Source organism: Rhizorhabdus sp. P4_G5, assembly GCF_056401065.1.
Genome location: NZ_JBFUKB010000007.1, coordinates 98027 through 122676, shown reverse-complemented (window position 1 = coordinate 122676; position 24650 = coordinate 98027). Strand labels below are relative to the sequence as shown.

The following is a 24650-nucleotide window of genomic DNA, read 5'->3' as shown; positions in this document are numbered from 1 at the left end:
GATCCTCGCCGCGTCGCCATCTTCACGCGAAGAGGCTGTCGCCGAACCTTTCGACATGGCGGATCAGGTCGCCATAGTGTTTCTCGAGGCTCATCAGCCGCCGGAAATAATGGCTGACCGCATATTCGTCGGTCAGTCCGTAACCGCCATGCACCTGGATGCCGTTGCGCGACACGAGCTGCCCGGCTTCGCCGACGACGATGCGGGCGGCCGACAGGGCGGCGGCGCGCGCGGCGCTCGGCCGGTCGCTGTTGGCGATCGCGTGATAGAGCATCGAGCGCGCCTGGTGCGCCGCCACGAACATGTCCGCCAGGATGTGCTGGATCGCCTGAAACGAGCCGATCGCGACGCCGAACTGCTTGCGCTCCTTGGCGTAATCCCCGCAGATCTTGATGCACGCCTCCATCGCGCCCACCGCCTGCGCCATCAGCGCCACGCTGGCGCGATGGACCGCCTCGTCGAGCACCGCCTCGCCGCGGTTGCCGCCGACCAGCAGGGCATCCGCCGGAACAGCGATCCCGGCAAGGCGGATATCCGCCGCGCGCGTACCGTCGATCAGCGGATAGCCGTCAGATTCGAGGCCGGGCGCGTCGGCTGGAACCAGAAACAGCGCGGTCCCATCCTCGCCATCGATGCTGGCCGAGACGATGAGCTGAGCGGCGCCCGCCCAATCGAGGGCCATCAGCTTCGTACCCGACAGGACGAAACCGTCCGCCGCGCGATGCGCGACGGTTGCGACCACTCCGGGCGCCAGCGGGTCGGCGCCAGGCTCCAGATGGGCGACGGCGATCCGCAACGTGCCGGCGGCGATTTCGCCCATCAGTTCGGTCGCGCGGGCCTCGTCGGCGGCATGCCGCAGGATCTGCGGGACCAGCACTACCGCGCTGACATAGGGCTCGGTGGCCAGCGCCTTGCCGAGCGCGATGTTGAGCAGGGCAACGTCCTCTATGCTGCCATCGAGCCCTCCCGCCGCCTCCGGCAGCGGCAGCGCGAGCCAGCCGAGTTCGGCGAACTGCGCCCAGCGGGCCTCATCGAAGCCGAGCGGGCCATGGCGCTGCTCGCGCCAATATTCGACGCCGGAGCTGTCGGCGAGCAGCCGTTCGGCGCTGTCGAGCAGCATGGTCTGGATGTCGGACTTGGCGAAGTTCATCGAGCGGACCTCACAGCCCGTAGGCCAGCTTGGCGAGAATATTCTTCTGCACCTGTTTCGAGCCCCCGTAGATCGTAGCGGCGCGTGCGATCAGCGCTGCGGTGGTCCGGCCAGGGACATAATCAGGCCAGATTTCGCTCGGCGCCGGGGCCTGCGGCGTCGGCTCGAAATAGCGCAGCGACTGGGCGCCGAGCGCGTCGACCTGCAGCATGGTGATCTCCTGCTGCAACTCCGAGCCGCGGATCTTCAGCACCGAGGCGGCGGCGGCCTCGGGGAATCCGATATCCTCATGGGCGAGAACGCGCAGCACCGACCATTCGAGGGCCAGCAGGTCGGCCTGCACCCTGGCGAAGCGTGCGCGGAATGCGGGATCGTCGCAGGCCCTGCGGCCGCCAGTGCTTTCCGACCGGGCAATCTGCTTCGCACGATCGAGCTCGCGCTTGCTCCAGTAGATGAAGCTCGATGTGGTCCGTTCATGCTCGAGCAGGAATTTGGCATAGCTCCAGCCCATGCCGGGCTCGCCGACGAGCTGGTCGGCCGGCACCTCGACATTGTCCAGGAACACCTCGCAGAGATGCGCTTCACCATTGATCTGTGGGATCTGGCGCACGGTGACGCCGGGACTGTCCATGCTGATGATCAGGAAGGAGATGCCGCGCTGCGGCTTCACCGTCTTGTCGGTGCGAACCAGAAAGAAGCCCCAGCGCGCATGGGCGGCGCCGCTGGTCCAGATCTTCTGCCCGTTGACGATATATTTGTCGCCCACGAGTTCGGCCGAGGTGCGCAGCGATGCGAGGTCGGAACCCGAACCTGGCTCGGAGAAGCCCTGGGCCCAATAGGTCTGGCCCTCGCGGATCATCGGCAGGAAGCGATCGCGCAGATATTGCGATCCATAGGTGAAGATCACCGGTCCCAGCATGTGGGTGCCGCCCCAGTCGAACTCCGGTGCATCCGCGGCGTAGAGCTCCTCGTTGAATATGAACAGCTGCTGCGGCGTCCAGCCGCATCCGCCGAACTCGACCGGCCAGTGCGGCACCGCGCGGCCATGGGCATTGAGGATGCGCATCCATTCCTGCTGGTCCTCGATGGTCGCGTTGTTCTGGATCTTGGTGCGCTGGCGCTGCTTGATCTCCGGCGGCAGGACCTCGTCGATGAACCCCCTGACCTCCTTGCGGAAATCCTCCAGTTGCGGATCGTAACGCAGTTCCATCGAATACTCCGGCGCTTGGACGCGAACATGTGCATCCCTGCACATGCCGCCGGCCCCATCGCCACGCAAGGCGAGCGGCCAGCTCCATCATCAATGCGATGGAGCGCGCCCGTGGTTTGACAGAATCCGTCGCGACCGGCGCAATGGCTTGATGCAGGACAAGGACAGCCTTGTGTGGATTTCGGGCGCGACCGAGGGGATCGGCCTCGGCTTGTCGCGCAATGTCCCCTACCCCTCCGCGCGAGTGATCAACCTGTCGCGCCGCGCCCACCCTGCGATCGAGAGCCGCTATCTCGATCTTGCCGAACCATCGAGCTGGGACGCGGCCGGCACCCATTTCGCCGCAACGCTGCGCGACTTTCGCGGTGCGCGCGCGATCTTCATCCAGAATGCTCACCTCAAGGGGCTGACCGGCTTCGCCGGCGAAGTGCCCGCCGAGGACTATGCCCGCGACGTGACCGCGAACATGGCGGCACCGATCCGCCTTGGCGAAGCCTTTGTGCGCGCCGTGATCGACAGCGGGTTCGACGGCGAGGCGGGCCTGGTGATGATGTCCTCGGCGTCCGCACGGTCGCCCTATGAAGGCCAGTCGGTCTATTGCGCGGGCAAGGCGGCGCTCGAGATGTGGGTGCGGGTCGTTCGACGCGAACTCATCCAGCGCGAACGGCACAATATCTGGGTGACGGCGGTCAGGCCCGGCTTTGTCGACACCGGCCTGACGCGACAGGTCGCAGCGCTGGCCGACCATGATTATCCGGTCGCGTCGGCGCTGCGCGGGCGGATCGAGCGCGGCGAGGGTGTGCTCGATATCGATGCGGCCGCGCGGCAGATCTGGGCGGCGCTTCCGACGGATCAGTCGCTGCTGCTGTTCGGCGAACAGGTCCAGGCCGAACGCTTTGGCGGCGCGACCTGAACCCGGATCAGCGTGCGGCGGCGAGGATCATGTCCGCTGCCTTTTCGGCGATCATCACGGTGGCGGCATTGGTGTTGCCGGAAACGATATTCGGCATCACCGACGCATCGACCACGCGCAGCGCTTCCACGCCGTTGACCCGCAACGCCGGCGAGACGACCGCATCCGCGCCGGGCCCCATCGCACAGGTGCAGCTCTGGTGATAGCCGGTCGATCCGCTGGACTGCGCGAAGGCCAACAGCGCCGCATCGCTGTCGATCGCCGCTCCCGGAGTCAGTTCATGCCCGAAATAGGGCGCGAGAGCGGGGCTGTGCATGATCCGCCGCGCCCAGCGCAGCGATGCGACCTGGGCGCGCTGGTCGGCCTCGTCCGCCAGGAAATTCGGCCGGATCGAAGGGTGATCGCGAAACTCCGGCGTCTTGAGGTGAACCGACCCGCGCGACCGCGGGCGCATCACATAGCCGCCCACCGTCATGCCCGGCTCGCGCTCCATCGACATCACGCCATTGTTCGCCAGCCCCTCGAAATCGACCGTCGCCGGGCTGGCGAAGAACTGTATGTCGGGAAGGTCGAGCGCAGGATCGGACTTGAGGAAGGCGGTCAGGTTCGATCCGCCGAGCGCGAGCAGGCCGCTGCGCGTAAACGCATAGCGCACCAGCTGCCCCATCAGGCGCAGCCCGCGCGACATTTCGTTGAAGCCGGCGGTGCCGGGCTTGAGCCGGGCGCGCACCATCGCCGCATAATGATCCTGCAGGTTTTCGCCCACCTGCGGGCGATCCACGATCACCTCGATGCCCAGCTCGCGCAGCCGCCGTCCATCGCCTATTCCCGACAGCTCGAGCATTTGGGGAGAAGCGATCGCGCCGCCCGCCAGGATCACCTCGCGCCGTGCGCGCACCTGCCGGCACAGGCCGTCGCGGACATATTCGACGCCAACCGCCTTCTTGCCTTCGAACAGGATGCGGGAGACGTGCGCGCGGGTCAGAACCGAGAGATTGGCCCGCTTCATCGCGGGATGGAGATAGGCGACCGCCGTCGACACGCGCACCCCGCGGCGGGTGTTGAGCCGCACGCGCGAGACTCCCTCGCGAGTCGTGCCGTTGAGATCGTTGCTGACCGGCGCACCCGCCTCCTCGAACGCGCGGGTCATGACGTCGAGCATCGCATGCCGGATCGGCACGTCGCTGATGTGCAGTGGGCCCGGCTCCGCCTCGGCCACCTGGCCTTCGCCATGCTGATGCTCGATACGCCGGAAATAGGGCTCCACATCTTCCCACGACCAGCCGTCGCAGCCGAGCTGGCGCCAGCCCTGATAGTCCTCGGGAAGGCCGCGCACCCACAGCATTCCGTTGATCGAGGAGGAACCGCCCAGCACCTTCCCGCGGGGGATGGCATGCTGCCGCCCCTTGGTGCCGGGGTCCGGGTCGGACATGTAGTTCCAGTTGACCTTCGGGTCCTTCAGCATCCGGGTGAAACCGGCCGGAAGATGGATGTTGACGTCCGCGATCGCCTGCGCCGGATCGAGCAGGTTGCGGCTCGGTCGATCGTCGGCGCCGGCTTCGAGCACGACGATCCGATAGCGGCCGCCGGCGCTCAGGCGATCGGCCAGGACACAGCCCGCCGATCCGGCGCCGATGATCACATAGTCTGCCTCGGCTTCAGCCTCGACGCGCCCAACGGCTCCGCCCGCCATGCCCCGTTCTCCTTATCCGCACGCGGTGTGCCGCGAGAGTGCGGGAATGCTCAAGCATATTGAGCGCGCGGCTGCGGACATCGCCAATATGATGGATGCGCCGGGGCCATCTGCAAGTTGACGAAGGGAACGCTATGTCGGACCCCGCTGGTATATTCGATGAGTTGGGACGAGGCGCATGACGGGGCTTTTTTCGCTCGAGGGGCGGACTGCGATGGTCACGGGCGCGTCGCGCGGGCTGGGGCGGGCGATCGCCCTCGGCCTGGCCGATGCGGGTGCCTCGTTGGTCCTCGCCGCGCGCGACGAGGGGAAGCTCCGGGGCGTGGCCGATGAAATCCTGGCGCGGGGCGGCAAGGCGCGCTTCATCGCCTTCGATCTCGCGGATCTCGCGGCGGTCGAAGCGGCGGCGGCCCGACTGCTGGGGGAAGACGCGGCGATCGACATCCTCGTCAACAATGGCGGCATCGCCGAATGGGGCGCATTGCACGGATCGCGGCTCGATCACTGGGAGCGGACCTTCGACGTCAACGTCTCGGCGGCCTACCTGCTGTGCCGCGAGCTCTCCAAGCCGATGGTCGCGCGGAAATGGGGGCGGATCATCAATTTCGCCTCCTATGTGGCCGACACCGGGCGCCCCAACCTGTCGGCCTATGTCGCCAGCAAGCATGCCGTGCTCGGCCTGACACGCGCGGTAGCGGCCGATCTGGCACCGCACGGCATCACCTGCAACGCCATCGCGCCGGGCATCTTCGAGACCGACATGGCGGCGCCGACCGCCGGCCATCCCCAGCGCGCCAAGATCTTCCGCGATGCCATCGCGTTCGGCCGTTTCGGCGATCCCTCCGAGATCGTCGGCCCGGTGCAGTTCCTCGCCTCGGAAGCATCGCGCTTCGTCACCGGCCACATGCTGCCGGTCGATGGCGGCATCGCCAACATCCTGTCTTTGCCGGTGCTCGTCGAAGGCGGATCGCTGGAGTGAGCACCGGCACCCTATCCCGTGATGCGGCGGAGATCGCGGCCCTGCGCCGCCTCACAGCCTCGCCTGCCCAAAAAGGACCCCCGATGACCGACATGCTGGTAAATCTTGCCAATCCCGAGAAGCTGTTCATCGGCGGCGACTGGGCTTTGTCATCGGGCGAAGGCGGTATCGACATCGTCTCGCCGTCGACCGAGCAGATCGTCGGGCGGGTCGCAAGGGCGACGACGGCGGACATGGATCGTGCGGTCGCGGCCGCCCGCCATGCATTCGATCATGGGCCCTGGCCGCGGACGTCGGGTCCCGAGCGCGCGGCGGTGCTGCGCCGGATCGCCGATGAAGTGCTGAAACGCGCCGATGATTTCGCGCGGGCCTGGTCGCTGCAGGTCGGCATCCCCTATGCCCAGTCGTCGCAAAGCGCGCCCTTTTTCGCCGGCTATTTCACCTATTATGCCGACCTCGCCGAACAAGGCTTCGAGGACGTCCGCCCGTCCATCCTTGGCGGCCACTGCATCGTGGTGCGCGAGCCGGCAGGGGTCGTCGTCGCCATCGCGCCGTGGAATGCGCCGTTGGCGACGATGCTGCTCAAGGTCGCCCCGGCGCTGGCCGCCGGCTGCACGGTGATCGCCAAGCCGTCGCCGGAAAGCCCGCTCGAGGCGCTGATCCTGGCCGAGTGCATCGCCGCTGCCGGCGTTCCGGAGGGTGTCTTCTCCGTGCTGACCGCGGACCGCGACGTTTCGGATTATCTGGTCCGCAAGCCCGAGGTGGACAAGGTCAGCTTTACCGGGTCGACCGCGGCGGGCCTGCACATCGCCTCGGTCTGCGGCAGCCGCATGGCGCGCGTCACCACCGAACTGGGCGGCAAGTCGGCGGCGATCATCCTCGATGACGCGAAGGTCGAGGCGGTGGTCGCCGGCATCATGCCGAACCTCGTCGGCCTGTGCGGGCAGCAATGCGCCGCGTTCAGCCGCATCCTCGTCCCTGCGGCGCGCAAGGCCGAGCTGACCGAGGCGATCGCCGCCGCCATGCAGGCGGTGCAGGTTGGCGATCCGTTCGATCAGGCGACGCAGATGGGGCCATTGGTGACCCGTGCCCAGCATGGCCGCGTGTTCGGCTATATCGACAAGGGCAAGGCCGAGGGTGCCCGGCTCGTGACCGGCGGCCGCCGCCCTGCGAATCTCGACATAGGCTGGTTCATCGAACCGACGCTGTTCGCCGATGCGAACAACGACATGGCGATCGCCCGGGAAGAGATATTCGGCCCGGTCGGCACGATCATCGCCTATGACAGCGAGGAGCAGGCGATCGCGATTGCCAACGACAGCATCTATGGCCTGTCCGGCGGCGTGTTCACCGACAGCCCCGATCGCGCCTATGCGATGGCGCGGCGCATCCGGACCGGAAATTTCGGCCATAACGGACGGGTGATCGACTATACCCTGCCCTATGGCGGCTTCAAGCAATCGGGCGTCGGCCGCGAAGGCGGGATCGAGGGCCTGCACGGGCTGACCGAAGTCAAGGCGATCTTCATGTCCGAGCTGCCCTCGCATCTGCGGGTATGAGCACCCCCGCCGCACCACAGGCGCATGACGGCTGGCCCGACAACCATGTGTCGGTGCTGATACTCGAAATGCGCGCCGATCTGGGCGTCAACGATCTCCGGATCCGACGCTGGCGGCGGTGCAGATGATCGCGCCGCCGGCGATGCGCGGACGCTTCGGCGCCCCGACGATACTGTCCTCGAACCTGTTCGGCTTCGCCTTCGGCCCGATGCGGCAGCCGCTGGCGGTCGCCGTCTCGACATTGGATGAGGTGCGACTGTGAGCAGGACCATAACCGCGCTGCTGCGCGACGCAGCAGCGCGCTACAAGGACCGGGCAGCGCTGTCGTCCTCCGTCGACGGGGCCATCAGCTACCGCGATCTCGACCGCCGCGCCGACGAGGTCGCGAAGGCGATGATGGCGGACGGCGCCGTGCCGGGCGACCGCGCCGCGCTATGGGCGCCGAACATGTGGGAATGGGTCGCCGCCACGGTGGGCATCCAGCGCGCCGGCGGCGTTATGGTACCGCTCAACACGCGGCTGAAGGGCGGCGAGGTGGCCGACATCATCCGGCGAGGCGGGGTTTCCCGTCTTTTTGCGATCGGCGATTTCCTGGGCCGCTATTATCCGGAAATGCTGCGCAGCGAGACGATGCCCTCGTTGCGCCGCATCATCGTGCTGCGCGGCGCGCCGGACCAGTTGGGGGCGGGCGAGGAAAGCTGGGCCGACTTCATCGCGCGCGGCCATGCGACCAGCGACGCGGCCCTCGCCGAGCGGGAGGCAGGCGTCACGCCCGACACGCTGGCCGACATCATGTTCACCTCGGGCACGACGGGAGCCCCCAAGGGCGCGCTGTTCGACCATCGTCGCTCGCTGGGCGGCGGCCGCGCCTGGGTGAACATCTCGCGCCAGACCGCCGAAGACCGCTATTGCGTGTTCGGCCCCTTCTCGCACAACGCGTCATACAAGGCGGGCTGGGTGGCGGGGCTGATGACCGGCAGCACCGTCTACTGGCCCGACGCCTATGATGCCGCGTCGATCCTGGACCTGATCGCGAACAACCGCATCTCGGTGATGCCGGCGCCGCCCACCGTCTTTCAGGAGGTGCTGGCGCATCCGCATTGGCGCGACTGGGATATTTCCAGCTATCGCTTCCTTTCGACCGGGGCGACCGTGGTGCCGATCGAGCTGATCAAGCGGCTGCGGGCCGAGACCAGGATCGCGGAGATCACCACCGGCTATGGCATGACCGAATGCGCTGGATCGGCGACCCATACCCGTCCCGGCGATTCGGTCGAGCGCGTGGCCTACACCGTCGGCGCCGCCATTGCCGGCACCGAGATCAAGATCGTCGGCGCGGATGGCCGGGCGGCGGCGGTGGGCGAACCAGGCGAGGTGCTGATCCGCGACGACAAGCTGCTGATCGAATATCTGGACAATCCGGAGGCGACGCGGGCGACGCTCGATGCCGATGGCTGGCTGCGCTCCGGCGATGTCGGGATATTCGATGCCGAAGGCTATCTGAAGCTGACCGACCGGCTCAAGGACATGTACATCGTCGGCGGGTTCAACGTCTATCCGGCCGAAATCGAGAAACAGATGACCGGCCTGCCCGGCATCCACCAGTCCGCCATCATCGGCGTGCCGGACGCCCGGCTCGGCGAAGTCGGCCATGCGTTCATCGTGCGATCGGCTGGGTCGACCATCACCGCCGAGGAGATCATCGGCTGGAGCAAGGCCAACCTCGCAAATTACAAGGTGCCGCGCGGCATCACCTTCGTCGATGCATTGCCGATGAACTCCACCGGCAAGGTGATCAAGTTCGCGCTTCGCGAGTTGCTGAGATAGGGAATCAGCCCGGCATGTCCCAGACGCTGCTGATCGAGCCTGCGGGCGAGGCCGTACTGCTGCTGACCCTCGACCGGCCGGCCCAACGCAACGCCATCGACCGGGAATTGTGCGACGCCCTCTCCCGAGCGTTGGCCGCCTTCCGCGACGAGCCGCGCTGGCGCGCCGCGATCATCACCGGGCAACCGCCGGCCTTTTGCGCGGGTCTCGATCTCAAGGCTTTCGCCGCACCCGACGCACCGCGCCATCGCGTTACCGCGCTGATCAATTCCATCCCCGAACTCGGAAAGCCGATCATCGCTGCCGTCAACGGCGCGGCCTACACGGGCGGCCTGGAACTGGCGCTCGGCTGCGACTTCATCCTGGCGAGTGAGGATGCGCGCTTCGCCGATACCCACGCGCGGATCGGCGCGGTTTCAGGCAGCGGCATGGGATCACGGCTGCCCCGCGCGGTCGGCCAGCGTTTCGCCAAGCAGATGATGCTTGCCTGCCAACCGATCGACGCCGCCACCGCATTGAGGGTCGGGCTGGTCAACGAAGTGCTTCCCGCCGATCGCCTGCTACCGCGCGCGGTGGAGCTGGCATCGGCGATCGCCGGGCATGGCCCGGACCTTGTGCGGATCGCCAAGGACGTTGTCGATCGGGGCAGCGCCGCAACCTTGGGCGAAGCGGTCATGATCGAGCGCGACGCCCTGGCCAGGCTGAAGGCCGAGCGCGCAATGCGTTGGGACGGGGGCGGCGGGCGCGGCTGACGTCCCCGTCGTTTCGTCTCAGATGCCCCAGACTTCGGCCGCATTGGCGCCGACGATCTTGCGGGCAGACGCTTCACCCGCCCTGTCGAAGATGCTCTTCACCACGGCTTCGCTGTTGCCGACGATGCTTTCGGGATGCGGATAATCGACCGACCACATGATGCGGTCGGCGCCGATCCGCTCGATATTCTCTATGGCGACGTCATCCTGCATGAAGGTCGCGTAACAATTATTATGCCAGTACCAGCTCGGCGCGTGCGCGATCTTCGGGCGCAGCTCGGTGGCGTAGTCGCGGGCGATCTTGTCGGCATTTTCCAGCGTCGCGGGCACCCAGCCGGCGCCCCCCTCGGTGAACACCAGCTTCAGGCCGGGAAAGCGATCGAAGATTCCCGAGAAGACGAACTGGCCGAACAGGCCGGTGAACGGCATCAGGTTGGCGTTGAGGTTCGCACCCAGCGAGCCGCGCCCGGAAAACTGGATATAGGCGCCGATATGGATCGAGAGCGGGAAGCCGCTATCCTCGATCGCGCGCCACATGACGTCCATCGCCGAGCTGTTGTACCGCACGCCCTTGGGGTTGAGCGGAATCTCGATCGCCTTGAACCCGAGTTCCCTGAGCTTCTGCAGATAGTCGGCTGTCATCTCGGGCCGGAAGAAGGTGGGCAGATAGGCGACCGGATAGAGCCGCGTCGGTGCGGCCTGCTTCCAGTCCGCCATCCATTCGTTGAACACATCCATGCAGCGGACGAAGAAGTCCTTGTCCGCCATGCGGATCAGGCCGGCGGCGCGGCCATGATAGACAACCGAGGCCTCGACACCCTCGGCATCCATGTCGGCCAGGCGCTTCTCCACGTCCCAGAAACCCTCCCGGCCCTCCGGAAAATCAGAGGGCAGACCGGGGACGTCGTAGGACTCGTCCCCTACGGTCATGTGAAAACCGCCCTCGTCCTTCCAGAATTTGGGTGCGCGATCCTTGTCGGCGCCCTTCAGCCGCTCTTCCCAAAGGTGCGGCGCCTCGATGACATGATCGTCGCTCGAGATGAGGCGCACGCCATCCGGCCGCTGCCAGCTGGCGGCGGGGATGATCCGGTCTTTCGGCCAGGGTGTGGGTATGATGCTGTTCATCTTTGTCCTCGCTGCCTCGACTGCAGACGCGAGAGGCGATGTGCGGGATCGGCTGGGATCGACCGCGGCCTCACGAATGTCGGCGCCTGCAAGCGGGATATTAGCGAGGCATCACACCGACAATGCCCGGGCCGCCACTTTGCCGCGGCACGCCGCTAGGATCAGAAGTCTGATGCTTTTGCAGGCCCTGTTGTCACTTTACGACAGGAACTCACGCAGCCTGAATTGCCAGTTCGCCTGATCGGCGCGCGGAACGGCGACGTCTTTGACGATATCCTCTGCGACCGATCGAGTGGGTCGGCCGGGGCGTCCCCGAAGGGGAGATCCAGACATTACGGAAGTTAGGATATTGGTGCGCGAACGGCACCATGACGCGTTTCGAAGGCGATACCAGCGCTCGTGCGCGAGACCCGTCGCGCGGGCCCTGACCTCAGGCGGCGACCGTCGTGCGCGCCTGGTGCATCGCCTCGGCCCGGCGCTTTAGCGCCCGCGCGGTATCGTCGAACGCGCGCTTCACCCAGCCTTGGGTGAAGTTCATCACATGGATCGCGTTCTCGCCGAAGAAGGCGTCGGTGGACAGGTAGCGGCAGCGATCCGGGCCGAGCGGGGCGATGACCTGGTCCCGCCGCGCCTCATAAGGGAATTCGGGCGTGCCGGGCAGCTCCCAGGACAGAAGATGCTCGGGCTCGAACGCGCAAAGATATTCGCACCACTGAACGAGCTGGCCCGAGCCGGTATAGTCGACCAGCGTCATGTTCACCGGCGCGCCCATCTCCAGCGTCGAGTCCGCGCGGACGCAATAGGGGTTCCATTCGCCATAGCGCGGCAGGTCGGTCAGGACTTCCCAGACGATCGCGGCCGGCGCGTCGATCTCGACGGGGTCGGAAGCGACGAGCGTGCGGCGGTCATATTGAGCGAACGGATCGAACGTCATGGGCTCACTCTCCTGCGAATGGATCGCCTCGATTATGCTGCGGACAGTAGCAGGCGCGTACCGCTTATCAACCGGGCCGGCAGGCGGCGATCAGGCGAGCGTCAGGACGCTGGTCAGGATCGACCGCACGAGGTCGGTCTGCCCGCGCACGCCCATCTTGGTATAGATGCGCTTGGAATAGCTCCGCGCTGTTTCCAGCGTGATCGACAGCTTGTCGGCCGCCTCCGCCAGCGAAGCGCCCTGGCTGATGAGCAGGGTCAGCCGCGCCTCGCTGGGGAGCAGGCCGAACAGTTCGGCGATCTGTTCGTGCCGGCGCGCGCCGAACCGCGTCTCGCCCTGCAGGAACGCGATCATGACCGATGTCCTGTCGGGCGATGCCGGAACACCGGAAAAGGGCGTCAGCATCATGTTGAGCCAGGGATCGTCCGACACGCAGATCGCCTGGGGCCGGGCGGATCCTTCCGTCGCGATGGCGGCGATCGCCGATTGCAGGACGCCGTTCACCGACGGGCGCATCGCCGCCAGCCGGCCGTCCTTGCCGACCTTGAGCGCGTCGCTGTGGTCGAGGATCGCGGAGGCATGCGCGCTGGTCCTAACGACGGTGCCGGTCGCATCGAGCGTCAGCCAGCCGATATTGAGCCGCGCGATGATGCTGTCCGCCGCCCGCGCATGGAGCCGTTCGCCTTCGAGCGCGATGTGATTGCGCAGCGAGCGGCGCAGATGCACTGACAGCCGGGCGAACAGCGCGGCATCCCGTTGGTCGAACGGCTTGTCCCTGCGTGCGATGAACATCCATCCGGTGACGCCGCTCGGCTCCGTGACGCGCACGACTTTCATGTGGCGGACGCCGCGCGGCTCGAGAATCTGCTCGCGATAGCGCCGATGATAGTCGTTGGACTCGTCGAACACGTCGCTCAGGTCGTAGACCTGCCCCTCGCGCAGGTTCACGCCCATCACGGGATCGGAGCGGTAGAAGCTTTCCCGGTAGAATCGGTGCACCTCGATCGGGGCATCGTCGCCTGCGAACAGCTCGACCACGCCGCCCGGTCCGCGATCCGGCGGCTTGAAGATGATCCCGGAATAGACGGCGTCCAGTTCGGAGCGCAGCATTTCCAGGAACGTCGTCCATGGCGGCGTTTCGAAGGGGCCGTCGTGCAATGCTGCGATCAACTGGTCGGCGACATCGTCCATGACGCGTCGACCCTCCCATATGGGGACACCGTCGTCCACATGATTCGCTATCGTCCCGCCATTCTCCGTCGCCGTCGACCCGAGAGCGGGCGTCGGCGCGAAAGCAAGCGAGAGTGGAGAGCGATGTCAGACACCGATTCCTATGCGCAGCTCTGGAACGAGCACACCAAGGTCCTGGCCGACATCCGCGCCCAGTGGTTCGCCTCCGGATGGGCGGAAACGCCGGAGGAGCGGGACCGGGCGATGTTCCATGTGATGTCGATCGAACATACCGGCTTCAACGTCTTCGTCGGGCCCCGGCAGGATTATCCCTTCTTCAGCAAGACGCACGCCTTCCATCATCCCATCCTCTTCACCTGGGGCCTGTGCTGCCCGGACTTCCACTACCAGTTCACCTTCGCGGACGGTGCGGGCACGTACCGGATCACCGGCAAGACCGGCACCACCCGTTGGAGCGAGCTTCACGTGCAGAGCGAGTTCTGGGGCGATCCCGGCTTCCGTCAGGTCGGCATCATGGAATTCGACAAGATGCATGTCGAAGCGAACGGCAGTTTCGAGATCATCGTCTCACCCGACAAGCATGAGGGCAACTGGCTCCAGACCCAGCCGGGCGAGAACCAGCTCCTCCTCGTCATCCGCGACGCGATGTACGACTGGACGAACGACATTCCGGCGACGGTCCAGATCGAGCGCCTGGACGGCCTCGACAAGCCCCGCCGCCAGGTCAGCGACCGCGACCTCGCCACCCGCATCCGCAAGCTGACGAACTTCGCCCGCGAATCGGCGCGCCACTGGATCGGCCGCAACGACGAGGTCGTCGGCGACGTGGGCGTCAACGCCTTCTGGACCGGCAAGGAACAGAATCTCGGCGGCATCCAGCATGCCGCCTATCATTTCATGCTGTTCGACTTCGCCGAGGACGAAGGACTGCTGTTCGAGTTCGACCCGCCGAAGACCTCTAAATTCTGGGCGTTCCAGCTCGCCAACCTGCAATATGACACGATCGATTATCTCAATAACCAGTCCTCGCTGAACGCCATGCAGACGAAGGTCGATCCAGACGGCAAGGTTCGGATCGTCGTGTCAGCGCGCGATCCGGGGATCGCGAACTGGATGGATACGGTCGGCCATCTGCGCGGCGTCTGCGCATCGCGCTGGGTGTGGTGCGATCCAGTGCCGGAACCGGTCGTCAAGAAGGTGAAGCTCGCCGATCTGCCCGGCCATCTCCATGCCGGATCGCCCAAGGTCTCGGCCGAGGATAGGCGCGCGACCGTGGCCGCGCGCGGTGCGGGCATCCGCCGCATGTACGGCATTTGAGAGGCAGGATCGATCCATGTCATTGCCCACCGTCGCGGAGCTGATGCGCGCCGCCGAACTCGAAACCGCGCTCGACGACTGGGCGCTCGACCATGTCGGCACGCCCGAGCGCCTGTTGACGACATTCGTCGACGATCTGAACCGGACGTCGAGCCTGCATGCGCGCGGGGAGGAGCGTTTCTATCGCTTCCTGATGGACATCCTCACCTCCCGCCTCAAATATGTCGCCGATCGCAAGCGGCATGCGGGCTGGCGGGAGGAGAAGGTCGAGGCGCCGATCTTCATCCTCGGGCTGCCCCGGTCGGGCACGACCTTCCTCCACAATCTGATGGGGGCCGACCCGCTGAGCCGCGCGCCGCGCCTGTTCGAGATGCATTATCCCTCGCCGCGCGCGGACGACCCGCTCGCGCGCGGACTGCGGGAAAAGAAGTGCCAGGAGCGGCTGGGCGATCTCGGCCTGCTCGACGAGGACTGGCTGGGCGTCCATCCGATGGGCGCCAATCGCGCGGAGGAGTGCCTGTTCTTCTGGGAGCTGCTCCTGGCCTCGGCGACGTTCACCGCCCTGGCAGAGTTGCCGACCTATCAGGATGTCCTGTTCCAGCAGGATTTCCGCGCCATCTATCGCGAGCAGCGGGACTTCCTCAAATATCTCCAGCATGGACTGTCGCCTCGCCGGTGGGTGCTCAAGACGCCGCTCCACGTGCGATTTCTCGAGGAGATCATCGAGGTCTTTCCCGACGCGATGTTCGTCCATTGCCATCGCGACACCGCAAAGACCTATCCATCGATCGCCAACATGGCCGCGGTTCTGCGCAGCAAGTTCGCGCCCCTCGCCCCCAGCGCCAAGAGCATCGTCGGCGATTATGACGATACCTGGGAAAAGGCGCTGGAGTTCCGGCGCAGGCCCGGCATGGCCGAACGCTTCGTCGATGTCCGCTTCCTGGATTTCCGGGCCGACCCGATCGGCACCGTGCGGTCCATCTACGACCGGCTGGGCCTCGATTTCAGCGACGACCGCGCGGCGGCGATGGAGGCGTGGCTCGCCAGCGATGCGACCGAACGCTCCGGCCGGACGCACCATCAATATTCGCTGGCGGACATCGGCATGACGGAGGGCGACATCGACCGGCTCACCGGCGATTATCTGTTGGCTTTCGACGTTCCGCTGGAGCGCCAGGGTGCGGTTTGAAATTCGGCCTCGGCGGTCTGATCGTTCGATTTACTGAGAGAGAGGATTTGAAATGGCAAAGCTGAAGGACGGCGTCGCACTCGTCACGGGCGGCGGGCAGGGCATGGGCCACGGCATCGCGCTCCGCTTCGCGCGCGATGGCGCCAAAGTCGTGGTGGTCGGCCGCACCCAGGACAAGATCGACCGCACCGTGGCGGAAATCCGCGATGCCGGGGGCACGGCGATCGCCTGCCTCGCCGACGTCTCGATCGAGGAGGATACGCGCCGGATGGTCGAGATGGCGGTATCCGCCTACGGCCGCCTTGATTTTGCCGCCAATGTGGCGGGCGTGGCGCACGCGCCCAACTACATGCACAAGCTGACGCTGGAGGAGTATGAGGACGACTTCGCGGTAAATTCGCGCGGCGTCTTCCTGTCGATGAAGTATCAGATCCAGCAGATGCTGGAGAATGGCGGCGGATCGATCGTCAACGTGACGTCGGGATCGGCGATCAACGGCTTCGCCTTCTACAGCATTTATTCGGCGGCCAAGCACGCGGCGGTCGGCCTGACCCGCGCGGCGGCGCTCGAATATGCGGACAAGGGCATTCGCGTGAACAGCGTGGCCCCCGGAGCGATCGCCACCCCGATGCTGACGAACAACGACGAATCGACGCTCGCGCCGATGCGCGATTCGATCGCGATGAAGCGGTTCGGCACGCAGGAGGAGATCGCGGCGGCCACCGTCTGGCTGTGCTCCGACGAATCGAGCTATGTCACCGGATCGGTCCTGCCCGTGGAGGGCGGCTACACCGCATCCTGCATCACCGTCGTATCTGCCGGCGTCCATCCGGTAGAAGGCTGAGGCGACGCGACGAGCGGCTTGAAGGAGGGGCGGGATGCAAAGGTTCGACGGAAAGATCGTGCTGGTCACGGGGGCAAGCTCCGGCATCGGCAAGGCGGCGGCGATCATGCTTGGCGACCGGGGCGCGCACGTCCTGGTCGCCGCGCGCCGGGCGGCGCAGTCCGAGGGCACCGTCGAGCATATCCGCGGCGCGGGCGGGGAGGCGACGTTCGTCCAGATGGACATCGCCGAAGCCGCCAGCGTCGCGGCCGGCTTCGACCGTATCCAGTCGTCGTTCGGAAGGCTGGATGCGGCCTTCAACAACGCCGGCATCACCAACGACTTCAAGGCGTTGAGCGACACGACCGATGCGGAGGTCCGCTCGCTGATCGAGACCAACCTCTATGGCACGGTCGAATGCATGCGGCACGAGCTGCGCCTCATGCGGCCGGCCCGCAAGGGCGTGATCGTGAACACCGGCTCCACCGCCAGCATCGCGGGGTCGGGCTATCTCGCGGTCTATGCGGCGACCAAGCATGCGATCGTCGGTCTGACCAAGGCGGCGGCGCTCGAATATGCTGGGGAGGGCATCCGGATAAACTGCCTGTGCCCCGGCGGCGTGAAGACCGAGATCGCCGCCGTCGCCATCGAGCGCGATCCCTCGCTGGAATCCTTCATCGCCAAGAAGGTGCCGTTGCAGCGGATGGCGGACCCGAGCGAAATCGCGGAGGTCGCCTGCTTCATGCTGTCGGATGCGGCCAGCTTCATGACCGGTTCGGTCGTGCTCGCGGACGGCGGGCAGACGGTGGGGTTCAGCGTCGCACCCGAAGAATGACGCAGAGGACGACGGAGGGAAGTTGATGAGCAGCGCAGCAAGGTTCGTGGACAAGGTGGCGATCGTCACCGGCGCCGCCACTGGCATCGGACGGGCGACGCTCGCCCGGCTGGCGAGCGAGGGCGCGACCCTGCTTGCGGTGGACGTCAACGCGGATGCGCTGGCCGAATCGGTGGACCAGGCGCGCGGCGCAGCAGGCCAGGCGGAGCGGGTGGCGTCAGCCGTGGCGTCGGTCACCGACGAGGCGGCGATCAGGCAGGCCTTCGCTGCGTTCGTCCAGCGCCAGGGCAAGCTCGACGTGCTGATCAATGTCGCCGGCGTGCTGCGCGCGGTGCACAGCGTGGAGGAGACGTTGGAGGACTTCGTCCGCATCCTCCAGATCAATCTGGTCGGCACCTTTCTGTGCTGCCGCGAGGCGCTGCCCTATCTCCTCGAATCGAAGGGCAACATCGTGAATACCGCTTCCACCTCGGCTTACTTCGGCCATCCCTACATGGCGGCCTATGCTGCCAGCAAGGGCGGGGTGGCCGCGCTCACTCACACGTTGGGCTGGGAGTATATCAAGCGCGGCGTGCGCGTAAACGCCGTCGCGCCCGGCGGGATCGCCACCCCGATGACCGACGCCATGGGGGCCGGCGGGTTTCCGGAGGGCGCGGACATGTCGCTCTTCGCGCATCTGTCGCGGCCGGATGGGATCTATGGTTCGCCGGAGAACGTCGCCAGCATCATCGCGATGATCGCGTCCGAGGACGGCGCGTACATGAACGCGGAGGTCGTGCGGGTTGACGGAGGCTATCATGGCTGACGACGGATCGCCGCGGGAACGGCTTTCACTTGCGAGTACAGCGGATGCCTGAAATCCTCATCATCGGCGCATCGGGTCTGACCGGTTCGGCGGCGCTCAAGCATTTTGCCGCCAAGCCCGGCTGGAAGGTCACGGCCGTTTCGCGGCGGCGGCCGCTGGTCTGTCCCGATCATGTCGAGCATATCCCGCTCGACCTGCTGGACGGTGAGAAATGCGCCGAGATCTTCGCCGCGATGCCGGGCGTGACCCATATCGCCTATTGTGCCGTCAACGAGCAGCAAGGGAACATGATCACCGGATGGCGCGACCCCGAGCAGTACGCCAAGAACATGGCGATGCTGCGCAACGTGGTCGATCCGATCGTGTCCACCGCGCACGGCTTTCGCCACATCGGGCTCGTCCATGGCTTCAAGGCCTATGGCTCGCATCTCATCGAGCGCACGCCGCCCATGCCCTACAAGGAATCACTCCCGCGCATCGACCAAGAAAATTTCTATCACCAGCATGAGGACTATATCCGGGCGAAGCAGCAGGGCGCGTCCTGGGCGTGGACGATTATCCGGCCGGGCATGATCGTCGGCGAGGCGGTGGGCGCGAACATGAACACCTTCCTAGTGCTCGCCCTGTTCGCGGCGCTCCGCAAGGAGGCGGGGCTGCCCCTCCTGGTGCCGGACGGGGCCAGCATGATAACCGATATCGCCGACGCCGACCTTCTCGCGCAGGGGCTCGACTGGGCGGCCGGGGCGGAGAATGCGCGCAACGAGGCGTTCAACCTCGTCAACGGCGACGTCTTTTCGCTGCACGACGCATTTCCCATCGTGGCGGAGGAACTGGCCATGGAGCTGGCCGCGCCCCGGCCGTTCGACATTGCGGAGGAGGTTCGCACTCTGGCGCATCTCTGGCCCGGCATGGTGCGCAAATACGGGTTGAAAGCGCCTGAGGATCTGGACGCGTTGCTGGGCGAATCGCTTGCGGTGGGTGGCGGCTGGACCTATCCGCTCGATCCCGCCCATGTGGTCCGTTACGGCCTCTCCAGCACCATCAAGATCCGTCAGGCGGGCTTTCACGACTGCATGGATACGGCGGAGATGTTCCGGAAATATACGCGCCGGTTCCAGCAGCTCAAGATCATCCCGGCTGTCGCTGACGCCGGATCATGCTGATACGTGCCAATAATATGGTCCATCCAGCCCATCCCAGAGAGCTCTCGAACCGCAATGCCGCATCTTGCGGTCAGTTTTTTGTCGGGCGGAGACGACCGTTAGAGAAGGCCAGAATCAGGTAGCAATCAGAGACTGGAACTGACTTCAGGGTCGTCGACATGTGGCCGCAAGCGGCGCAGAACTGCGCCAATTTCAGCCGCCCCCGAAGAGAAAACCCAGTGATTACAAGGATGTGATGACTGTTTTGGTGCTCTCGAGAAGACTGAACCAGTCTCTCCTGCTGACCACAACCGCTGAAATCTGGAAAATTAATCACGACGTTTCCGTGAGCTACATGTCTTGAACGTGCGAACCAAGATGGAGAGACAAGTTCGCTCGCGGACTGAAAGGTCACCCGCCGTCAGCGCGCGCGACCTGCTTCGGTTCACGCGACCGAGGGTCGTTTACCCGGCAAAGCGGGATATAGGCCAGGCGGCGTGGACAGATTGAGCCAGTATCTGTCGGTGGCGAGATAGACCGTTAGCGATGTATAGCCTCTGCCGTCTTTAGGCATGCCGGCCTTCATATTCCTGCTGCTCGTCAATACGTTGAGAGACTGCGTGCTGGACAGGGCGTGCAAGAAGAGCTTTCTGATCCAAGTCGCTGGCCCCCACAATTATCACCATCGGCGTCAACGTTCTCGTTCGCTGAGCAGTCAAGGCAGCCAGATGAAATGACTGAACGACACCCTGCTCACGGAAATTTGTCCGCGCCGCCTAAGAAGTTTTGATCCATTGCGGAGCAGTGACGTCATTCTTGACTAGGAGATACCTAAATCTTGAGTCATATCTGAAGATTCCAAAGCTCTGAAACGGGGGGTGTCTTGCAGGAGGTTATCACTGACCTATCGCAGTCCGAAGGTGGTAAGAGGTTGCTCATCAACCTGCTCGACGGGCTGATGCACAAACATGTCGATGATCACGGAGCCCGCACGGTCATCGGGGCGCTACAACCATATGGGGGCGATGCCGCGACCGCATGGTGCAAGCACAAGCTCAACATAAGTTCGGTGATCTTTGCCGAGCCCGACAATTTCCAATATCAAGGTCCGCCGGCCCATTATTCGCCGGCCGAGTGGATGACGATCAAGTCGATGACCGACCTGATGTATCTGCTACGCTCGGCGCCCCTCGATACACGCCAACAGCAACGGCTCAGGGTGAACGATCCCGACGGGGCTCACCAGAACCTTGAGGATGAATATTATATCCGCTTTGCCGAGACGCTGAGTGATGAGCAGGACGCAGTCACCTTTCTCCTTGCAAAGGCCTTCCTGCGGGCTGGTGCAGCAGTCCCGAGGCCCGCGCCAAGCTGGTATTCACGCTGGTGCCAATGTGACTTTCGTGATCAGATCGATCGACCGTCATCCCAGGCTTCGGGACGCTTCCGCGACTGGCTCGGGCTGAATTACGGGCTGAGTGAACCCCTTTTCGTCATCCGCGCTCGCACACCTCTGCCGGTCAAGGATATGAAGGCGCATCGCCCAACGCCTTGGGATGGTTTCGACAATCCCCTGTACAAGCATCGCGCGCCCGCTTTCCGCGAGAGCGAGGGCTGCGGCTCGACCGCGGACATCGAGAAGCTGCGCATGGCCGCTGAGCCCAGCGACATCGAGGGTGGACCCGAGATAGTGTCGCGAGGCGTCCGTTTCGATCCGGCCCGGTTCGTGTGCGAGTATCTGGGCATGTCGCCCTCAGTCGGATACGGAATAAACGAAGCACCTTTCCACAAGGTCCTGCTCACCGCGGGGAGAACGATGGACGACGTACTCCGACAACTGCTTGATCGTCTCGCTCCGCTGGCCAGCGTGCCCGCATGACCTATTCGATTGCCGGAATTCCCGCCCTCGACAACCATCTCACCAGCCTGCGCTCGGACGAGGTTCTCCAATGGCTTCGCCGGGGGTTCGCGGTGCTCGACAGCATCGACCTGGATGAACGCCGCCGCGCCTTCCTGCCGCTCGAGCTGCATCCCGATCGAGACCTGCTGGGCCAGCTCGGCACAGCGCTGCGAGAGGCTGAGCAGGAGAAGCTTCGTGCGACCGAGCGTCTGCGCAGCATCGTGACCGATCATCTCGCGCATCCCACCGTAGTGGTCGACGAACCGCCCGAGCCTCTGCGCCGCTTCTGGCAATTGCTGGCCGCAATCGGCTGCCCGGCCGCGATTTTCGCGCTGGCGAGACAATTTCTCGAAGAGCTGCTCGCGGCCCGCCCGCCCGCGCTGTTCGAGCACCATATGCCCCGTCCGGCCTTGCGCCTGCTCATCGAGGCCATCGTGAGCACCGTTGCCTCGGCCAAACCGATCAGCCAGGGACAGCTCTCCTTCTTTGATTTCATCAGAACGAAGGGTGAGTTCTGGCATCCTGGATTCATCGACATCATCGTCGATTGCCAGTTCGCGCGCGCCAAGCATCTCCACACCGACGAGGAGCTGGCCGTGCGCCGCCTGAGCGCTTGGGCGAGGCTGAGGGAGGCGCTCGATCCCGAGCTCAGCCAGCGCTGCGCGCCTGGGATGCCTGCGGGCCGGGCGATGCTACGGAGCATCGCACGCTATCTTGCACAGCCGCACAACGCCGCGACGACCGTTCAGGAAGCGACCGAGCTGCAGCACTTCCTCTGGAGCCTCGACGGCGTCAATCAGGCCAGAGAAGTTTTCGTCAGGCCGACCGATCCGACCGCACTGTGGGCGGATGCGGAGGAACCCTGCATATGACCGGTCCCTCCTCCAGCCAGTATTTTCGCGCGGCCCGCGCGCTGCGCACGGCTCTCGCCAGCAACCGTGACGACACCGATTTCGCCACGATCCCGCGACGCATCATCTACCTGATCGATACCAATGTGGCGGTCAGCTATCTGAGCGATCTCATCGAGCGCGAGGATCGGACGCCGAGGATGGACCGTTCGCCGGTCGGCAGCCTGATGCGACCAGAAGCTGCGGATCTCAGCGATGCGCTCACCTATCGTTATATCTTTTCGGGGCGCCTGCCGGGGATGCAGGATGGCGAACAGGCCTTCATCACCCAGCCACATTGGGACGAATTGATCACCAATCTCCGAGGAGCGGCCGACAGGCATATCAAGGCCATTCGTCGCCTCAGCGACGACGAACGAACGAGGTTGCGTGGGGTCAAGGACAATCCCAAGGCGCTGCTCGAAACGGCCAGCGAAATCGGTCTGGACCGGATTATCGATCAGATCCGGGCGGCCGCGAGCTACCGCAAGCGGCTCCAGGCGACGCTCGCCCGTCCCAACGCCCGGCTCGCCACCCTTGACCATTCCGAATTTTGGTCGGGCGTCAGCGACAAGGTCAGTGTCGACGATGTTCGCGAGTGGCATACGCTGCTGACCCGGGCGGGGGTCGAAAAGCGGCGCGTGGGCGAACGCAACATCATGCATGATGCCCGCACGCTGGCGATCATCGAAGCCCTTTACCGGGAAAATCCAAGGTCCATAGGCGAGCGGGCCCAGCTTAGGTTCGTCTTCGTGACCGCCGACTCGACGATCCGCGACGCATTTCGCTTGCGCCGTCGCGAGCTGGCCGCGCAGGGCATTCCGGATTTCGTCCGGACACCGCTGGTCTATCATCCGCTGCTCAATTTCTCGGCCATGCATCGGACCATGTCGACGACCAGCCAGGTGAAGGAGCCGGTGCGACAGGTCTTTCTTGATGTCGCACAAGCGATCGAAGCCCTGTTTCCGCAGGTTGACGGCAAGGCCGAGTTTGCCGCGCATGACAGCCACGACAACCATTTTCGGTTCCGCGACAACATCGACCGCTGGTCGTCGGCCGCCGAAAAGATCGCGACGGCCAATGTTCGGCTGTTCACGGGTGACACCAATCTTGAGCCGTCGGTCGAAGAGATCGCCAGCTATTTTGAAAGCGAGGATCTCTTCGTGGCGGTGGGCAAGGACGTGCATGCCACCATCAACGACATCGAGCAGGATCACGCTCGGCAAATGGTCGCCCAGAGCTTCGAGCGGTTGGTCGAGGCTCTTCGCCAACCCAATGGCCTCGGCCTCGAGCGGCGGGCCCCAATCGCCTTTCCAGCAGGATTTGATCTGCTCCAGCGTGTCCATGCCGTGACCCGCGTCGATATCGGCGCCACCACGACACTCGATCATCTGCTCGAACAGGTCGCGAAACACAGCAAACATGGCGACACGTCGCCAATTGTGACCAATATCTCGGAGGCGCTCAACCGCGACTGGAAGGACCCCAGCATCCAGCTGCTCGCCGCGACAATCTATATGCTCGCCGGAGTCTGGGACTCGGCTATCTCCTGCGCGGATCGCTGCATGCACACCGCCCTTGCCGGCGGAGCGCGAACGCCGCTGCTTCGGGAAGCGCGATATTGCAAGGCGGTCTCGTTGCGCATGCTGCTGCGTAGCGGACGCGAAATCGAAATCGCCCGCCAGGCGCTCAACGAGAATCTCGCGGTACGCCGAGGCGAGCCCCTGATCCTGCTGCGAGATACGGTCGAGCGGGCGACGCTCATGCTGTCCGCGTGCATTGTCGATACCATCGACAAGTTGAGCGAACCAATTGACAGCCGGCCGCGGCGGTTTGGATCATTGCTTCCAGAGGAACAGCTGAAGGCGATCTTCGATGCGGAAGTTGCGGAGCTGGATCTCGCCATCGAGGAACTCAGCAGCGACTTCCTCGGGGTGAGCAGCGACGTTGCACTGTTCAGTTCAGTGATGGGCCAGGCGGCGATAAACCGGCTTGGGGCCGAGCTGTACCGTGGCTATTTCGGTGATCAAATCTCGGGCATGGCACCCCAGCTCAAGGAACAGCATAAGCGTACCATGGCCATTTTGGGAGAGCTCGCGGATAGCTACAGGATGCCTCTGATGGGCAGCATTTATACCGGTGCGGTGAACGTCGAGCTGGACTTGGGGCAGAACCCTCAGGCGGTGATCGCATATCTCGACGCCCGCCAGCCCTATATCCGCATCGCGCAGGGCGACATCCTCGAATATGATTTTCTGCGGGCGCGGATGGCGGCGAAGGCGAGTGGGGCGCTGCGCGTTGCATAACAGGTCCGGAGACAGCATCGAAGTCCCGCAACATGCCGGAGGCAAACGAACCGATCAGTCAATGTCGTGCCCGCTCCATCAACCGGCCAGCGCAATGATGCCGGCAGAAG

Annotated in this window: 22 protein-coding genes; 16 read left to right on the top strand and 6 right to left on the bottom strand. The window is 64.9% G+C overall.

The features are described 5' to 3' along the window. Nucleotides 1-22: 22 nt before the first annotated feature. Nucleotides 23-1150, bottom strand: a complete 1128-nt coding sequence (locus AC1DQK_RS14375) for an acyl-CoA dehydrogenase family protein (RefSeq protein WP_477871646.1) — start codon at nucleotides 1148-1150, stop codon at nucleotides 23-25. 10 nt (nucleotides 1151-1160) lie between these two features. Beyond that, complete coding sequence (locus tag AC1DQK_RS14370) at nucleotides 1161-2360, bottom strand: acyl-CoA dehydrogenase family protein (RefSeq protein ID WP_477871644.1); 1200 nt, start codon at nucleotides 2358-2360, stop codon at nucleotides 1161-1163. Nucleotides 2361-2511: 151 nt separating this feature from the next. On the opposite strand from AC1DQK_RS14370, the gene AC1DQK_RS14365 reads away from it, so the two are divergent. Next, the gene (locus AC1DQK_RS14365; protein ID WP_477871642.1) at nucleotides 2512-3273 is read left to right on the top strand and encodes an SDR family NAD(P)-dependent oxidoreductase; all 762 of its coding nucleotides are present in this window, start codon (nucleotides 2512-2514) and stop codon (nucleotides 3271-3273) included. 7 nt (nucleotides 3274-3280) lie between these two features. On the opposite strand, the gene AC1DQK_RS14360 is transcribed toward AC1DQK_RS14365, so the two are convergent. Further along, nucleotides 3281-4966: a GMC family oxidoreductase gene (locus AC1DQK_RS14360; RefSeq protein WP_477871640.1), complete on the bottom strand. Its 1686-nt coding sequence runs from the start codon at nucleotides 4964-4966 to the stop codon at nucleotides 3281-3283. A gap of 178 nt (nucleotides 4967-5144) precedes the next feature. Here AC1DQK_RS14360 and AC1DQK_RS14355 point away from each other — a divergent pair, with 178 nt between their 5' ends. The 6 genes from AC1DQK_RS14355 to AC1DQK_RS14330 all read left to right on the top strand — a co-directional run bounded on the left by AC1DQK_RS14355 (nucleotide 5145) and on the right by AC1DQK_RS14330 (nucleotide 10083). Continuing rightward, nucleotides 5145-5945: an SDR family NAD(P)-dependent oxidoreductase gene (locus AC1DQK_RS14355; RefSeq protein ID WP_477871638.1), complete on the top strand. Its 801-nt coding sequence runs from the start codon at nucleotides 5145-5147 to the stop codon at nucleotides 5943-5945. Nucleotides 5946-6028: 83 nt separating this feature from the next. Continuing rightward, nucleotides 6029-7504: an aldehyde dehydrogenase gene (locus AC1DQK_RS14350; RefSeq protein ID WP_477871636.1), complete on the top strand. Its 1476-nt coding sequence runs from the start codon at nucleotides 6029-6031 to the stop codon at nucleotides 7502-7504. Continuing rightward, the gene (locus AC1DQK_RS14345) at nucleotides 7501-7632 is read left to right on the top strand and encodes a hypothetical protein (RefSeq protein ID WP_477871634.1); all 132 of its coding nucleotides are present in this window, start codon (nucleotides 7501-7503) and stop codon (nucleotides 7630-7632) included. Before AC1DQK_RS14350 ends, AC1DQK_RS14345 begins: the two co-directional genes overlap by 4 nt. Beyond that, on the top strand, nucleotides 7629-7766 hold the full coding sequence (locus tag AC1DQK_RS14340; protein ID WP_477871632.1) for a hypothetical protein: 138 nt from the start codon (nucleotides 7629-7631) through the stop codon (nucleotides 7764-7766). Before AC1DQK_RS14345 ends, AC1DQK_RS14340 begins: the two co-directional genes overlap by 4 nt. Continuing rightward, nucleotides 7763-9331 carry an AMP-binding protein gene (locus AC1DQK_RS14335; protein ID WP_477871630.1) on the top strand — a complete coding sequence of 523 codons (1569 nt, stop codon included), beginning with the start codon at nucleotides 7763-7765 and terminating at the stop codon, nucleotides 9329-9331. Before AC1DQK_RS14340 ends, AC1DQK_RS14335 begins: the two co-directional genes overlap by 4 nt. A gap of 14 nt (nucleotides 9332-9345) precedes the next feature. Beyond that, a complete protein-coding gene (locus AC1DQK_RS14330) occupies nucleotides 9346-10083 on the top strand; it encodes an enoyl-CoA hydratase-related protein (protein ID WP_477871628.1) in 738 nt (245 codons plus the stop codon). An 18-nt stretch (nucleotides 10084-10101) separates the two neighbouring features. Here AC1DQK_RS14330 and AC1DQK_RS14325 read toward each other — a convergent pair whose 3' ends face one another. The 3 genes from AC1DQK_RS14325 to AC1DQK_RS14315 all read right to left on the bottom strand — a co-directional run bounded on the left by AC1DQK_RS14325 (nucleotide 10102) and on the right by AC1DQK_RS14315 (nucleotide 13333). Then, nucleotides 10102-11208, bottom strand: a complete 1107-nt coding sequence (locus AC1DQK_RS14325; protein ID WP_477871626.1) for an amidohydrolase family protein — start codon at nucleotides 11206-11208, stop codon at nucleotides 10102-10104. Nucleotides 11209-11638: 430 nt separating this feature from the next. After that, complete coding sequence (locus AC1DQK_RS14320; protein ID WP_477871624.1) at nucleotides 11639-12142, bottom strand: SRPBCC domain-containing protein; 504 nt, start codon at nucleotides 12140-12142, stop codon at nucleotides 11639-11641. Between the two features lie 90 nt (nucleotides 12143-12232). Continuing rightward, the gene (locus AC1DQK_RS14315; protein WP_477871622.1) at nucleotides 12233-13333 is read right to left on the bottom strand and encodes a helix-turn-helix transcriptional regulator; all 1101 of its coding nucleotides are present in this window, start codon (nucleotides 13331-13333) and stop codon (nucleotides 12233-12235) included. 123 nt (nucleotides 13334-13456) lie between these two features. Between AC1DQK_RS14315 and AC1DQK_RS14310 the strand changes: the two genes are divergently transcribed. From AC1DQK_RS14310 to AC1DQK_RS14270, 9 genes are all read left to right on the top strand, one after another. Further along, entirely contained in the window at nucleotides 13457-14650 is a 1194-nt protein-coding gene (locus tag AC1DQK_RS14310) for a DUF1214 domain-containing protein (protein ID WP_477871620.1), read from the top strand. Between the two features lie 16 nt (nucleotides 14651-14666). Continuing rightward, nucleotides 14667-15839, top strand: a complete 1173-nt coding sequence (locus AC1DQK_RS14305; RefSeq protein WP_477871618.1) for a sulfotransferase family protein — start codon at nucleotides 14667-14669, stop codon at nucleotides 15837-15839. Between the two features lie 52 nt (nucleotides 15840-15891). Continuing rightward, nucleotides 15892-16683: an SDR family NAD(P)-dependent oxidoreductase gene (locus AC1DQK_RS14300; protein ID WP_477871616.1), complete on the top strand. Its 792-nt coding sequence runs from the start codon at nucleotides 15892-15894 to the stop codon at nucleotides 16681-16683. A gap of 34 nt (nucleotides 16684-16717) precedes the next feature. After that, nucleotides 16718-17497, top strand: coding sequence for an SDR family NAD(P)-dependent oxidoreductase (locus AC1DQK_RS14295; protein ID WP_477871614.1), 780 nt, complete (start codon nucleotides 16718-16720; stop codon nucleotides 17495-17497). 25 nt (nucleotides 17498-17522) lie between these two features. Continuing rightward, nucleotides 17523-18302 carry an SDR family NAD(P)-dependent oxidoreductase gene (locus AC1DQK_RS14290; RefSeq protein WP_477871612.1) on the top strand — a complete coding sequence of 260 codons (780 nt, stop codon included), beginning with the start codon at nucleotides 17523-17525 and terminating at the stop codon, nucleotides 18300-18302. A gap of 44 nt (nucleotides 18303-18346) precedes the next feature. After that, on the top strand, nucleotides 18347-19465 hold the full coding sequence (locus AC1DQK_RS14285; RefSeq protein WP_477871610.1) for an NAD-dependent epimerase/dehydratase family protein: 1119 nt from the start codon (nucleotides 18347-18349) through the stop codon (nucleotides 19463-19465). 910 nt (nucleotides 19466-20375) lie between these two features. Further along, nucleotides 20376-21323, top strand: a complete 948-nt coding sequence (locus AC1DQK_RS14280) for a hypothetical protein (protein WP_477871608.1) — start codon at nucleotides 20376-20378, stop codon at nucleotides 21321-21323. Between the two features lie 92 nt (nucleotides 21324-21415). Next, on the top strand, nucleotides 21416-22216 hold the full coding sequence (locus AC1DQK_RS14275) for a hypothetical protein (RefSeq protein ID WP_477871606.1): 801 nt from the start codon (nucleotides 21416-21418) through the stop codon (nucleotides 22214-22216). Next, the gene (locus AC1DQK_RS14270; RefSeq protein ID WP_477871604.1) at nucleotides 22213-24540 is read left to right on the top strand and encodes a hypothetical protein; all 2328 of its coding nucleotides are present in this window, start codon (nucleotides 22213-22215) and stop codon (nucleotides 24538-24540) included. The genes AC1DQK_RS14275 and AC1DQK_RS14270 overlap by 4 nt, the downstream gene beginning before the upstream one ends. Nucleotides 24541-24650 lie beyond the last annotated feature (110 nt).

Excerpts from the sequence above, each read along its gene's own strand:
- AC1DQK_RS14375 (WP_477871646.1), bottom strand. The coding sequence starts at position 1,150 with ATGAACTTCGCCAAGTCCGACATCCAGACCATGCTGCTCGACAGCGCC.
- AC1DQK_RS14370 (WP_477871644.1), bottom strand. The coding sequence starts at position 2,360 with ATGGAACTGCGTTACGATCCGCAACTGGAGGATTTCCGCAAGGAGGTC.
- AC1DQK_RS14365 (WP_477871642.1), top strand. The coding sequence starts at position 2,512 with ATGCAGGACAAGGACAGCCTTGTGTGGATTTCGGGCGCGACCGAGGGG.
- AC1DQK_RS14360 (WP_477871640.1), bottom strand. The coding sequence starts at position 4,966 with ATGGCGGGCGGAGCCGTTGGGCGCGTCGAGGCTGAAGCCGAGGCAGAC.
- AC1DQK_RS14355 (WP_477871638.1), top strand. The coding sequence starts at position 5,145 with ATGACGGGGCTTTTTTCGCTCGAGGGGCGGACTGCGATGGTCACGGGC.
- AC1DQK_RS14350 (WP_477871636.1), top strand. The coding sequence starts at position 6,029 with ATGACCGACATGCTGGTAAATCTTGCCAATCCCGAGAAGCTGTTCATC.
- AC1DQK_RS14345 (WP_477871634.1), top strand. The coding sequence starts at position 7,501 with ATGAGCACCCCCGCCGCACCACAGGCGCATGACGGCTGGCCCGACAAC.
- AC1DQK_RS14340 (WP_477871632.1), top strand. The coding sequence starts at position 7,629 with ATGATCGCGCCGCCGGCGATGCGCGGACGCTTCGGCGCCCCGACGATA.
- AC1DQK_RS14330 (WP_477871628.1), top strand. The coding sequence starts at position 9,346 with ATGTCCCAGACGCTGCTGATCGAGCCTGCGGGCGAGGCCGTACTGCTG.
- AC1DQK_RS14325 (WP_477871626.1), bottom strand. The coding sequence starts at position 11,208 with ATGAACAGCATCATACCCACACCCTGGCCGAAAGACCGGATCATCCCC.
- AC1DQK_RS14320 (WP_477871624.1), bottom strand. The coding sequence starts at position 12,142 with ATGACGTTCGATCCGTTCGCTCAATATGACCGCCGCACGCTCGTCGCT.
- AC1DQK_RS14315 (WP_477871622.1), bottom strand. The coding sequence starts at position 13,333 with ATGGACGATGTCGCCGACCAGTTGATCGCAGCATTGCACGACGGCCCC.
- AC1DQK_RS14310 (WP_477871620.1), top strand. The coding sequence starts at position 13,457 with ATGTCAGACACCGATTCCTATGCGCAGCTCTGGAACGAGCACACCAAG.
- AC1DQK_RS14305 (WP_477871618.1), top strand. The coding sequence starts at position 14,667 with ATGTCATTGCCCACCGTCGCGGAGCTGATGCGCGCCGCCGAACTCGAA.
- AC1DQK_RS14300 (WP_477871616.1), top strand. The coding sequence starts at position 15,892 with ATGGCAAAGCTGAAGGACGGCGTCGCACTCGTCACGGGCGGCGGGCAG.
- AC1DQK_RS14295 (WP_477871614.1), top strand. The coding sequence starts at position 16,718 with ATGCAAAGGTTCGACGGAAAGATCGTGCTGGTCACGGGGGCAAGCTCC.
- AC1DQK_RS14290 (WP_477871612.1), top strand. The coding sequence starts at position 17,523 with ATGAGCAGCGCAGCAAGGTTCGTGGACAAGGTGGCGATCGTCACCGGC.
- AC1DQK_RS14285 (WP_477871610.1), top strand. The coding sequence starts at position 18,347 with ATGCCTGAAATCCTCATCATCGGCGCATCGGGTCTGACCGGTTCGGCG.
- AC1DQK_RS14270 (WP_477871604.1), top strand. The coding sequence starts at position 22,213 with ATGACCGGTCCCTCCTCCAGCCAGTATTTTCGCGCGGCCCGCGCGCTG.